This is a genomic window from Streptomyces fuscigenes (assembly GCF_021556455.1).
GTDB lineage: Bacteria > Actinomycetota > Actinomycetes > Streptomycetales > Streptomycetaceae > Streptomyces > Streptomyces fuscigenes.
Genome location: NZ_JAKGCV010000170.1, coordinates 1 through 11,207, shown reverse-complemented (window position 1 = coordinate 11,207; position 11,207 = coordinate 1). Strand labels below are relative to the sequence as shown.

The following is an 11,207-nucleotide window of genomic DNA, read 5'->3' as shown; positions in this document are numbered from 1 at the left end:
CCCCCGCCCGGACCGCCGTGGCGCGGCGGCGGCCCGGCTCCGCCCCGACGGCAGCCGGCGACGACCGGGCCGAAGCGAACGGCGTGTCCGGCCTCCCCGGCGAGTACTGGTTCCTGCTGCTGTCCTCCGCGGCCGGAGCAGCCCTGCTCCCCGCCTCCCGCGACCTCGCCACCCTCGTCGTCGCCCTGGAGATCGCCTCGCTGCCGGCCTTCGCGCTCGTCGGCATCCGGCGCGGCGACCGGCTGTCCGCCGAGGCCGCCCTGAAGTTCTTCCTCTCGTCAGTGGCCGCGACCGCGGTCATGCTCCTCGGCGTGAGCTTCGTCTACGGCGCCACCGGAACCCTGCACCTCACCGCCATCGCGTCCGGCCTGCCCCACGTTCCGGGGCAGCTGCAGGTCCTCGCCAAGACCGGGGTCCTGCTGACCCTCGTCGGCTTCGCCTTCAAGGCGGCGGCGGCGCCGTTCCACTTCTGGGTGCCCGACACCTACGTGGGCGCGCCCGTACCGATCGCCGCGTACCTCTCCGTGGTCAGCAAGGCCGTCGGCTTCTCCGGCCTCATCCTGGTCGCCGTGGTCGCGTTCCCGCCGTACGCGCACCTGTGGGCTCCGGCCCTCGCCGTGCTCGCCGCCGCGACGATGTCCGTCGGCAACGTCGCCGCCCTGCGCCAGTCCGCGACCCGCGCCCGGGGCGCCGTACGGCTGCTCGCCTGGTCGTCCGTGGGCCAGGCCGGCTATCTGCTGGTCCCCATCGCCGCCGCCGGATACGGCGGGGAGCGCCGCGTCGGGTCGACCGTCGCCTACGCCCTGATGTACGCGGCCGTGAACCTCGGCGCCTTCGGCGTGGTCGTCCTGGTCACCCGTACGAGGCCGCTCAACCGGATCGGCGACTACCGCGGCCTCTACGCCCGCAGCCCGCTCGCCGCGCTCGCCCTGGCCTTCTTCCTGCTTTGCCTGGCGGGGCTGCCGCCCGGCATCATCGGCCTGTTCGCCAAGGTCACGGTGTTCTCGTCTGCCGTCGGGGCGGGCCTCGGCTGGCTCGCGGCCGTGATGGCGGCGAACGTCGCCTGCGCCCTGTACTACTACCTGCGCTGGGCGGCGCTGCTGTTCCGCACGCCGGAGGGGGCGCCCACGGGCGGCGGCGAAGCCGCATCGGCACGGGCGGGGACCGTAGCGGCGCCCGCGGGTGGCGACGGGGCCGTTCCGGCGCCCGCGGGCGACGACGGGGCCGTTCCGGCGCGTGCGGGCCACCACGGAGCCGTTCCGGAGCTCCCGGCGCCTGCGGCATCCGTCGAGGAGGCGCGCGCTCCGCGTCCCGTCGTAGCCGCCGTGGCGCTGGCCGCGCTCGCCGGGATCGCCCTGTCGGGCGCGCCGCAGCTGGTCCTCCGGTTCACCGACATGAACCTGTTCTGACCGGGCACGGCGCGGCCGCCCCGCCCCGCGGAGAGTGGGAACCGGATTCTCCCGCCTGGCGTTGACCAGTACGGAAGGGTCCACTTGTAAGGAGTGGAGCAGCAAAAGCGAAGGGTTCCCCTGCCGCAGGACTTGGAGGGCCTACCGTGCACCGCCGGCACAACGGGCTGAGGACCGCCGTACTCCTCGGAGGACTGTCCGCGCTCATCATCGTCATCGGCAGCTTCTTCGGCCGTACGGGATTGATCGTCGCCGTCCTCGTCGCACTCGGCACCAACGCGTACGCGTACTGGAACAGCGACAAACTCGCGCTGCGCGCCATGCGCGCGCGCCCCGTCAGCGAATTCGAGGCACCCGAGCTCTACCGGATCGTGCGGGAGCTCTCGACCGCGGCCCGCCAGCCGATGCCGCGGCTGTACATCTCGCCGACGCAGGCGCCGAACGCGTTCGCCACCGGACGCAACCCGCGCAACGCCGCCGTGTGCTGCACGGAGGGGATCCTGCAGATCCTCACGGAGCGCGAGGTGCGAGGGGTGCTCGGACACGAGCTGAGCCACGTCTACAACCGCGACATCCTGATCTCGTCCGTGGCCGGGGCACTGGCCTCCGTCGTGCTGTTCATGGTCAACTTCGCCTGGCTGATCCCCATCGGCCGCTCGGACGACGACGACGGCCCCGGCATCGCCGGCTTCCTGATGATCATGCTGCTCGGGCCGCTCGCCGCGTCCGTCATCCAGCTGGCCATCAGCCGTTCGCGCGAGTACCAGGCGGACGCGTCCGGAGCGCAGCTCACGGGCGACCCGGAAGCGCTGGCCAACGCCCTGCGGAAGCTGGACGCCGGCACGAAGCAGCTCCCGCTCCCGCCCGAGCCGCGCCTCGAAGCGGCGAGCCACATGATGATCGCGAACCCGTTCCGGCCGGGACAGGGCTTTTCGAAGCTGTTCTCGACGCACCCGCCCATGGCCGAACGCATCGCTCGCCTCGAACAGATGGCAGGTCCGAGATCATGAAGACAATCCTCAACATCATCTGGCTCGTGCTGTGCGGCTTCTGGATGTTCCTCGGATATCTGGCCGCCGGCGTGCTGCTGTGCATCACCGTCATCGGGATCCCGTTCGGCATCGCGGCGTTCCGTATCGGGACGTACGCGCTGTGGCCCTTCGGCCGCACGGCGATCGACCGGCAGGACGTGGGCGCCGGCTCCCTGGTCGGGAACGTGCTGTGGGTCGTCCTGGCGGGCTGGTGGCTCGCGCTCGGGCACATCTTCACGGGCATCGCGCTGTTCGTGACGATCATCGGCATCCCGCTGGCCCTCGCGAACTTCAAGCTGATCCCGCTGTCGCTGATGCCGCTCGGCAAGGAGATCGTCCCCACGGACCAGGCGTTCGCCCAGACGCGCTGGTGAGAGAGGGCACCGCCGCCCCGATGGAACGGTGACGGGCCGCCGGGGCGGGGGGGCGGTCGTGCGGCCCGCGCGGGGGGATTGTCAGTGCCCCGGTCCATGATGGTCACACGAGGTTCACGGGCGCCGCGCAACCGGGCGGCGTCCGTCCCGCGTCTTCCGAGGGGACAACACCGCAGCAAGAGGGCTCGGCGCACGTGTCCACGTGCGCTGGGCACGGAGAAGAAACGGGTGCACGGCATGGGCATCATCGGCTGGATCGTCCTCGGCCTGATCGCCGGAACGATCGCGAAGGTCCTGCTCCCGGGCAGGGACCCGGGAGGCATCATCGGCACGGCCGTCACCGGTGTCGTCGGGGCGTTCCTCGGCGGCTGGATCTCGGCCAAGTGGCTGGACCACCCCATCAACAAGAGCTTCTTCGACGGTCCGACCTGGATAGCCGCCATCGGCGGCGCCCTAATCCTGCTGATCGCCTACCGCCTGGTGTTCGGCAACTCCCGCGACCGCCGCTGACGCCGGTCGTCGCCGGACGTCGGCCGTCCCTTCGGGATGCGCCGAGGCGGCGACGGGAGGGCCGGGGGCCTCGGCTCCCGCTTCGGGGACGGCACTCGGCAGTCGGCACTCGGCAGTCGATGAGCCGGGTGCCCGCCGGAGCGGCCGTCCCGTCCCGCAGTGGGAATCCGGCGCGGTCGCCGGCCCGGGGTCGCCTCCCGCGGCCGCGTCCGGCCGGGGGAGCTGCGGCCCGCCGGACGCCGCCGCCCGGGCCTGCCCGCCGACGGCGGAGGGACCTCACGTTCCGAGGCCGGTCTCCCGGAGCGTGATGTTCAGCCGTCCGCCGCTCATCCCCGTCCCGGCCGCCGCCGTGCCCGGATACACCTTCGGCACGGCGTGATGGGCGAGGCGGGACGGTCCACCGAACACGAAGAGGTCCCCCGACCCCAGCTCGACGTCCGTGTAGGGGCGACCGCGGTCCTCGGTGTTGCCGAAGCGGAACAGGCACCGGTCGCCGATGCTCAAGGAGACGACCGGGGCGCGGGACTTCTCGTCCTTGTCCTGGTGCATGCCCATCTTCGCGGTGCCGTCGTAGAAGTTCACGACGGCGGTGTCCGGGCGGTACGGCTCGGGCGCGTACGACTCCGCCCCGGGCACGCCCTCGTAAGCGGCGGCCACCGCCTCGCGCCCGAGGTCGCCCAGCCACTCGGGGAAGTCCACGACGTGTTCGCCGTTCACGTCGCCGGCCGCCCGGGTGTACCGGTAGGGCTGCCAGTGCCAGCCCACGCACACCGTCTGTACGGACATGACGCCACCACGGGGCAGGCGCGTGTGCCGCATGGGGACCGGCCCGGCGGCCCAGGCGCGGCAGGCCGCCACGAGTTCGCGTTGCCGTTCGAGGGTCAGCCAGCCGGGCACGTGCACGGCGCCGGGGGCCACGATCGCGCGCGGCCGGGGAAACAGCTCGCCCGTCGCACCCGCACCCGTTTCGGCGATCATGCGGGCAGCGAGCCTTCCAGCCCGAGCAGCCGCTGCTTGCTCTCCAGACCGCCGGCGTAGCCGCGCAGCGCCCCGTCCGATCCGATCACCCGGTGGCAGGGCCGCACGACGAGCAGCGGATTGCGGCCGATGGCGGAGCCGACGGCCCGTACCCCGGCACCGCGGGCGCCGACCAGGGCGGCGATCCCGGCGTAGGTGGTCGTGGTGCCGTACGGGATCGCGTCGATCGCCTCCCAGACGCGGCGCCGGAAGTCCGTGACGCCGGGCCCGTCGGCGTACGCGATGTCGAAGCCGGTGCGCTCGCCGGCGAAGTACGCGCCGAGCTGCCGGGCGATTTCGGCGAAGGCCGCGTCGTCCCGTACCCAGCCGTCCTCCACGACGGCGGCACCCTTCTGACCGGGCAGCGAGAGCGAGACGAGCGCCGTGCCGCCGGGGGCGTCCGCCGCCGGACGTCCGACGAGCAGCAGCTCACCGAGAGGGCTGTCGACGGTCGCGTAGACGTAGGCGGCCTCCGCGCCCGCGGCCACCGGGCCCGCGGCCACCGCAGCCGCGGGCTCCACGCCTGCGGCGTCGACGCCCGAGGGGGAGCCGGGGGCGGCGGTGCGCGCGGATGAGGCGTGCGAGGCGTGCGAGGCGTCGGGGGTGGGGGATGCGGCTGAGACGGCAGGGGCGCCCGAGACGGCGGGTGTGGTGGAGTCGGCGGGGGCGGCAGGCGCTGCGGTGGCGTCCGAGGCGGGGGCGGGCACGCCGGGGGAAACGGGTGCGAGCGGGGACGCGGGGGCCTCGGGGGCGGTGCCGCGTGCGGTGGTCGGCGTGGTCGGGCCGCTGCCTGTGGTCGTGGTCATCTCCGACTCCTTTCCTCGGTCTCACCCCGAGTCTGGCCCGCCCCGGTGCACGGGACCGGCGGTATTCGGACATGCAGGCCGATGGCCGCCCCGCGCCCGAGGGCCTGGCCGCCCGGCCGTCTGCCCCCGCCGCCGCCCGGCCCGAGCGCACCGCATGAGCGGGGGTCGCGCAGGCCGTTGCGCGCGGCGGCCTTCCGACGGTACGCCCGGGCCGATGGCCACCCGGCCCGGGCGGGAGCCAGGGCCGGCGGTGGCGGCGTGGCGTCAGCGGTAGTTGACGAACTGCAACGCGAAGTCGAAGTCCCTGCCCTTGAGCAGGGCGATGACCGACTGGAGATCGTCCCTGCTCTTGGAGCTGACGCGCAGCTCGTCGCCCTGCACCTGCGCCTTGATGCCCTTGGGGCCCTCGTCGCGGATGATCTTCGCCACCTTCTTGGCGTTGTCCTGCGAGATCCCCTCCTCGATCGAGGCGAAGATCTTGTACTCCTTGCCGGAGAGCTGCGGCTCGCCCGCGTCCAGCACCTTCAGGGAGATGCCTCGCTTGATCAGCTTGGACTGGAAGACGTCGAGGATGGCCTTGACCCGCTCCTCGGAGTTCGCCTCCATGAGGATCTTCTCGCCGGACCAGGCGATCGAGGCGCCGACGTTCTTGAAGTCGTAGCGCTGCGAGATCTCCTTCGCTGCCTGGTTGAGGGCGTTGTCGACCTCCTGCCGCTCGACCTTCGAGACGATGTCGAAACTGGAGTCGGCCATGTCCTTGTGGCTCCTTGATGTCGGTGTGGGTCCGGCGCGTCGGCTGTGGCCTCGCCCGGTCACGGCCGCACTCGAACCGACCGCTCCGGGCAAGCCTAGCCACCCGGCCGTGCGGGACGTGCGGATCAATCCGGTGGCGGAGCACCCTTCGGGATCAGGTATCGTTTACGACGTCGCAGCGGGGTCTCGCCCAGGTGAGCCCGGCGCAAGCGACAAGTCCCATGGCGGTGTGCCCGAGTGGCCAATGGGAGCGGACTGTAAATCCGTCGGCTTAGCCTACCCAGGTTCGAATCCTGGCGCCGCCACGCGGAAAAACGGCCCCTGAACTGCGCGATGCGGTTCAGGGGCCGTTTCGCTGACCGCACCGGTTCGAGGGGGAACGGCCGTGGACGTCGTCTCGTGGGTTTCGGCGGGAGTGGCACTGGCGGGCGCCTTCGCCACGGCGATCCTCGGGTACTGGCAGCAGCAGCGGCTGCGGACCATGGAACAGCGCAGCCTGATGGATTCCTACGGCGCGTCCCTCGCGTGGGCCGCGTACGACTTCCAGACGAGGCTGTTCAACATCCTGAACGGGCACGCCGTGGACCGGGCACCGGGGGAGCGCGGCGGTTATCTGACGTCGTTCCTCGTGGCCGGGACTGCCCAGGAGGCCGAATACGCCCGGCGGAGCACGGTGTTCGTCCTCGCCGAGTACCTGGGCTGGGTGGAGATACTCCGGCGCGACGTCCAGTTCCTCGACCTCGGCAACTCCGCCACGAACCGCAAGGTGATGGGGCAGATCTCGGCGGTCGCGCACTCGCTCAGCAGGATCTCGCCGGACAGCAACGAGCTGCGCCTCTTCCGCGCCGAACAGCGGGCGGTGGGGGAGCTGATGGTCCATCCCGACGGCGAGCCCGAGCGGCGCCGGTGCCTCGGTTTCGCCGAGTTCTGTGCCCGGCTCGACGGTGACGAGGCGTTCCGCGGCTGGTTCCGACGCCTGCTGGACGACGTGGACGGCCTGGCCGCCGACACCGGGCCGGCCGTGCCGCGCCTCGGGGAGATCCAGCGCCAGCTCGTGCTGCTGCTCGATCTCCTGGACCCGAGGGCCGAGCGCTTTCCGCAGTTCCGGGCGGTCTTCGACGGTGGCCGTACGGTGGCGGACCCGGCCGCGTCGGACTGAGCCGCCCGGTCGCGCCGGGCCATATCGCATCGGGCCGCGCAGAGCCGTACCGTAACCGGTCCTTCCGTACCGGTCCTTCCGCCGGGAATCGCGTGGAGTCGTACCCGCGTTGCCGGACCTGCCCGGACGGTCCCGCCGAACTCCCGGGCCGAGCTGATCTCTTGACAAGTCCATGCAAGAAGTAAAGGCTCTCTGAGAGCGCTCTCAGCACGGGTCGCCGCCCCACTCGGCAGCCCAGTCGTGCTGAGCGCGCCCACGTTCCAGGTCGGACGAGGCCGCCATCTGGCTGGGCGGCCGCCGTGTCCGCTTCGCACCTCCGCAGCCAGGGAGGAAGACATGCCCCCCACACACCTGACCCCCACCGCGCCGCGTCCCGCGCGCCGCCGGGCCGCCGCGCGCCTGACCGCGGCCGTCACGATGGCGCTCGCCCTGTTCGGCGCGGCGGCCACCGCCGCACCGTCGACGGCGCTCGCGGCGAACGCGCCGCTGGACTCGGCCACCGCGGCCACCACGGCCACCACGGCCACCACGGCCGGCGAGAACCCGCCCGACTCCTTCTGGGGCGACACGAGTTCCATCCCGCCCGCGCAGAACGTCCTCACGGTCAAGGTCCTCAACCGTACGAACGGCCAGTACCCGGACGACCAGGTCTACTGGAAGTTCGGCGACGAGGAGCACTCGATCGCCGAGCAGCCCTACGTCGACATGCCGGCGAACTCCGCCGGGCGGATGTACTTCTACCTGGGCTCGCCGGACAGCAAATACCAGGACTTCATCGAATTCACCGTCGGCGACGGGGTGTTCAACGGCAACACGACCCGCGTGGACGCCTGGGCCCTGCCCCTGGCGATGCGGCTGCATGCGAGCGACGGCTACGACGTCCAGGTCGGCGACAGCTACGACGTCTTCCAGCAGAGCAGGGACGCCCTGTTCCAGGAGTTCAAGAGCGAGGTGCCGACCGAGTTCCAGGGTCTCGCCGACGTCCAGGCCCCGTACAGCATCCCGGCGCCCGGCAGTTCGCCGGACTTCCGGGACGGCGGCAAGTACGCGGACTACTTCACGAGCTACGCGCAGTCGGTCGGCGTGAACGAGTCGACGTCCAACATCACGGGCTGCGCGGGCTCCCTCGCGAACAACGCGCAGATGTGCGCCGCCCTCAACCGGCACGTGGCGCAGCTGCCCGAGGACCAGCAGTCGGACCCCGGCCAGTACTACAAGTCGGGCCCCGCGAACTACTACGCGAAGTTCTGGCACGACCACGGCATCAACGGTCTCGCCTACGGCTTCCCGTACGACGACGTGGCCGGCCAGTCCTCCTTCGTGTCCCACGCCGATCCGCAGTGGCTCGAAGTGGCCGTCGGCTTCTGATCCCTGCCGGCGACGGGCGGAACGGCGTCGCGCCGGACCGGCGACGACAGCGGCCCCTGCCCGTACCGACCCGGTACGGACAGGGGCCGCGGCCCGTCTCATCCGCCGGTGAGGCCCACCGTCGGAGAGGCGGCGGGTCTCACTGGCGGTCGGCCAGGCGGAAGGCCAGTTCGGTGCGGTGGCGGCGCGGGTCCGGCTCCTCCCGCGGATCCGTGAGGTACGACTCCGTGCGCGATCCCCACCGCTGCGTGCCGCCGGATTCGGTCATGTCCCAGACGTGCCCCTCGGCATCCGCCCATTCGAGCATCCGGCGCGTCGCCTCCGGCAGGTCGGCGGGCGGGCCGAGGTGCACGGCGACCGCGTACCGCCCGCCCGGCACCGTCCCCGCGCGCATGTCGCCGGTGGCCCGGGAGGTCAGCTCCGCGGAGGCGAGCGGGACGCCGGCCTCGACCTCCATCTCCGCGACCGCGTCGAGGGAGTGGTAGCGCAGGAACGGCGGCCCCGCGAGGCGCATGCCCCGGTCTTCCACCCAGCCGACGAGTTCGGGCAGCCGGCGCGCGACCTCGCCGACCGTGTCCATCGTCACAAGGCGCCGCACGCCCACGTACGGCTGCCTCGCGCGCGTCACGACGCGGGGGTGCCACGGCGAGCGCGGCCACCACCCCGTCGCGACATCGTTCCTGTCCGTCACCTGTTCCATGGAGGCAGTGACCGGGCGGACGCCGAGAACTCATCGCCGCTGGGGCGCCGACTTCACCGGCGACGGGTCGAATCCTGGTCAGCCCGGCCGGAGAGTCCTCCTGGGTCCGGGCCGAACCCTCGTCAGCCCGTCCGATCGGCCTCGTCCGGCCGCGCCCGCAGCCGCGCTCCTCGCTCGTCGGCCCGGGTCGGCCGGCCGTCCTGGTCCGGCCCGGGCCGCGCCCCTCGTCGGCCTCGGCGCCGACGCCTCAGCGGTTCCCGGCGACCGAACTCACGGCGTCCGCCACCGGCGTCGTGCCGTTGATCAGCTCCAGCGTGAGGCCCGCCGTCCCGGGCGTCCGCAGCAGCTCCGCGATCACCGCGGCGACGTCGTCCCGCGTCACCTCGGCGCGCCCGGTCTTCTCGGCCAGCTTCACCAGGCCCGTACCGGCGTCGTTCGTCAGTGCGCCCGGGCGTACCACCGTCCAGTCGAGGGCCGACCTGGACGACACCGCGTCGTCGGCCGCGCCCTTCGCACGCAGGTACACGTCGAAGACCTCGTCGCCCTGGTGGGAGGAGTCCGCGCCCGTCGACGAGACGATGATGTACCGGCGTACGCCCGCGCGTTCGGCGGCGTCCGCGAGCAGCACGGCGCCGTCGCGGTCCATCGTCTCCTTGCGTGCGGCCGTGCTGCCCGGGCCGGAGCCCGCCGCGAACACCACGGCGTCGGCCCCCTCCAGGGCCGGGGCGAGATCGTCCACCGACGCCGATTCGAGGTCGAGGACGATCGCCTCCGCCCCCGCGGCCCGCAGGTCTTCCGTCTGCTCGGGTTTGCGGATGATGCCCGCGACCTCCTCACCGCGCCCGGCGAGCAACCGCTCGAGCCGCAACGCGATCTGACCGTGTCCTCCTGCGATGACAGTGCGCATGATGACGACGGTACGTCGGCCAGGCGCCGCCCGCCCCACGACAACACGCCGCCGCACCGCCCGCCTCGGGACGGCACACGCTCGCTTCCCCAGGCCGGAGCAGGCCGGAAACAGACCAGAAAGGGCCAGGCCATGGCAGAACGGGGCCGGGCCCGGGCGATGCGGCGGCCCGTACCGTCAGCCCGGTCAGCCCGGTCTGCCCTGGCGCGGCAGGGCGGAGCTCGCGCCGCTGTCGGAGTCGCAGTACTCCCGCACCGCGCTCGTCCGCGCGACCACGCGCCCCCGGTGGATCACCATCCGGCTGTACGCCTGCGACAGCACGCCCGCGAGCCCCTCACCGCGCACTGCCAGCAATTCGGCGGGAAAGCCCGCCTCGACGCGGACCTCCGGCAGCCCCATCGCGGCGCGGGCCGCCGTGCTCACCGCCCCGTACGCCTCCGCCGCGTCCAGCCCGCCCTGCGAGGCCAGGAGGTACGCGGCCTCCAGGGGATCGCCGCGCCCGACCGGGTTCGACGCGTCGCGCAGCGCGCCGCTGCCGGCGGTGAGCCGGACACCCGCGGCCCGCAGCGGCCGTACGGGGGCCGCACCCCACGGCCCCGCGTCACCGCAGCCGCCCTGCGGCAGGCAGGTCACCGCCACACCTGCGGTCGCGAGCGCCTCCGCGGCGCGCACCGCGACCTCCCGCGGCAGCCGGCCGAGTCCGGCGCACGGCCCGACGGTCAGGGCGGTCCCGTCCGAACGGCCCGCCATCGTCGCGAGGTCCGTGAGGAGCGCGGGGTCCGCGGCGTCCGTGTGCAGGTCGGCGGGGCGGCCGAACTCGGCGGCGAGGGCGAGCACCGCCTCGACGTGGCCCGCCGGGTCGGGGTCGAGGTCGGGGCGTCCGCCCACCACGTCCGCGCCCATCGTGAGGGCGTCCCGCAGCGCGGCGAGCCCGGCGGCCCCGGCCGGCCCCGTCAGCACCCCGGGCACGGCGACCGTCGTCACCTCGCACAGGCCGCGCAGCGAGAGCCGGGCCTGGAGCACTGCGTCGAGGCGGACGAGCCGGTCGGGTCCGCCGACCCGCACGTGCGAGCGCAGGGCCGTGGCGCCGTGGCCCAGCTGCATCAGGGCGGCCTCGGTGGCGCGCCGCCGCACGTCCTCGGCCACGGGCACCGCGCCCGCTCCGCTGCCCGG

At 73.1% G+C, this 11,207-nt stretch carries 12 protein-coding genes and 1 tRNA gene; 7 read left to right on the top strand and 6 right to left on the bottom strand.

From position 1 onward, the window contains the following. The 4 genes from L1885_RS15555 to L1885_RS15540 all read left to right on the top strand — a co-directional run. A partial coding sequence (locus L1885_RS15555) for an NADH-quinone oxidoreductase subunit N (RefSeq protein ID WP_235797709.1) occupies window positions 1–1,409 on the top strand: 1,409 nt, incomplete at its 5' end. Window positions 1,410–1,555: 146 nt separating this feature from the next. Then, window positions 1,556–2,419 (top strand): zinc metalloprotease HtpX, encoded by an 864-nt coding sequence (htpX, locus tag L1885_RS15550; protein WP_235797708.1) that lies wholly within the window; start codon window positions 1,556–1,558, stop codon window positions 2,417–2,419. Beyond that, the gene (locus tag L1885_RS15545; protein WP_235797707.1) at window positions 2,416–2,814 is read left to right on the top strand and encodes a YccF domain-containing protein; all 399 of its coding nucleotides are present in this window, start codon (window positions 2,416–2,418) and stop codon (window positions 2,812–2,814) included. The genes htpX and L1885_RS15545 overlap by 4 nt, the downstream gene beginning before the upstream one ends. A 237-nt stretch (window positions 2,815–3,051) precedes the next feature. Next, window positions 3,052–3,324, top strand: coding sequence for a GlsB/YeaQ/YmgE family stress response membrane protein (locus L1885_RS15540; protein WP_235797711.1), 273 nt, complete (start codon window positions 3,052–3,054; stop codon window positions 3,322–3,324). A 276-nt stretch (window positions 3,325–3,600) separates the two neighbouring features. Here L1885_RS15540 and L1885_RS15535 read toward each other — a convergent pair whose 3' ends face one another. The 3 genes from L1885_RS15535 to L1885_RS15525 form a co-directional block, all read right to left on the bottom strand. Then, the gene (locus L1885_RS15535) at window positions 3,601–4,302 is read right to left on the bottom strand and encodes an alpha-ketoglutarate-dependent dioxygenase AlkB family protein (protein WP_235797706.1); all 702 of its coding nucleotides are present in this window, start codon (window positions 4,300–4,302) and stop codon (window positions 3,601–3,603) included. Beyond that, window positions 4,299–4,829, bottom strand: a complete 531-nt coding sequence (locus tag L1885_RS15530; protein ID WP_235797710.1) for a methylated-DNA--[protein]-cysteine S-methyltransferase — start codon at window positions 4,827–4,829, stop codon at window positions 4,299–4,301. Before L1885_RS15530 ends, L1885_RS15535 begins: the two co-directional genes overlap by 4 nt. A gap of 582 nt (window positions 4,830–5,411) precedes the next feature. After that, entirely contained in the window at window positions 5,412–5,900 is a 489-nt protein-coding gene (locus tag L1885_RS15525; RefSeq protein ID WP_235797705.1) for a YajQ family cyclic di-GMP-binding protein, read from the bottom strand. Window positions 5,901–6,123: 223 nt separating this feature from the next. Between L1885_RS15525 and L1885_RS15520 the strand changes: the two genes are divergently transcribed. From L1885_RS15520 to L1885_RS15510, 3 genes are all read left to right on the top strand, one after another. Next, window positions 6,124–6,205: transfer RNA gene (locus L1885_RS15520), tRNA-Tyr, on the top strand. An 80-nt stretch (window positions 6,206–6,285) separates the two neighbouring features. Further along, a complete protein-coding gene (locus L1885_RS15515; RefSeq protein WP_235797704.1) occupies window positions 6,286–7,059 on the top strand; it encodes a hypothetical protein in 774 nt (257 codons plus the stop codon). A 336-nt stretch (window positions 7,060–7,395) separates the two neighbouring features. After that, a complete protein-coding gene (locus L1885_RS15510; RefSeq protein WP_235797703.1) occupies window positions 7,396–8,427 on the top strand; it encodes a glycoside hydrolase family 64 protein in 1,032 nt (343 codons plus the stop codon). Between the two features lie 139 nt (window positions 8,428–8,566). On the opposite strand, the gene L1885_RS15505 is transcribed toward L1885_RS15510, so the two are convergent. From L1885_RS15505 to L1885_RS15495, 3 genes are all read right to left on the bottom strand, one after another. Continuing rightward, complete coding sequence (locus L1885_RS15505; RefSeq protein ID WP_235797702.1) at window positions 8,567–9,127, bottom strand: GyrI-like domain-containing protein; 561 nt, start codon at window positions 9,125–9,127, stop codon at window positions 8,567–8,569. A 247-nt stretch (window positions 9,128–9,374) separates the two neighbouring features. Continuing rightward, the gene (locus tag L1885_RS15500; RefSeq protein ID WP_235797701.1) at window positions 9,375–10,034 is read right to left on the bottom strand and encodes an SDR family oxidoreductase; all 660 of its coding nucleotides are present in this window, start codon (window positions 10,032–10,034) and stop codon (window positions 9,375–9,377) included. A gap of 186 nt (window positions 10,035–10,220) precedes the next feature. Then, window positions 10,221–11,207 (bottom strand): amidohydrolase family protein (locus tag L1885_RS15495; RefSeq protein WP_235797700.1); only part of this gene is annotated, 987 nt, incomplete at its 5' end.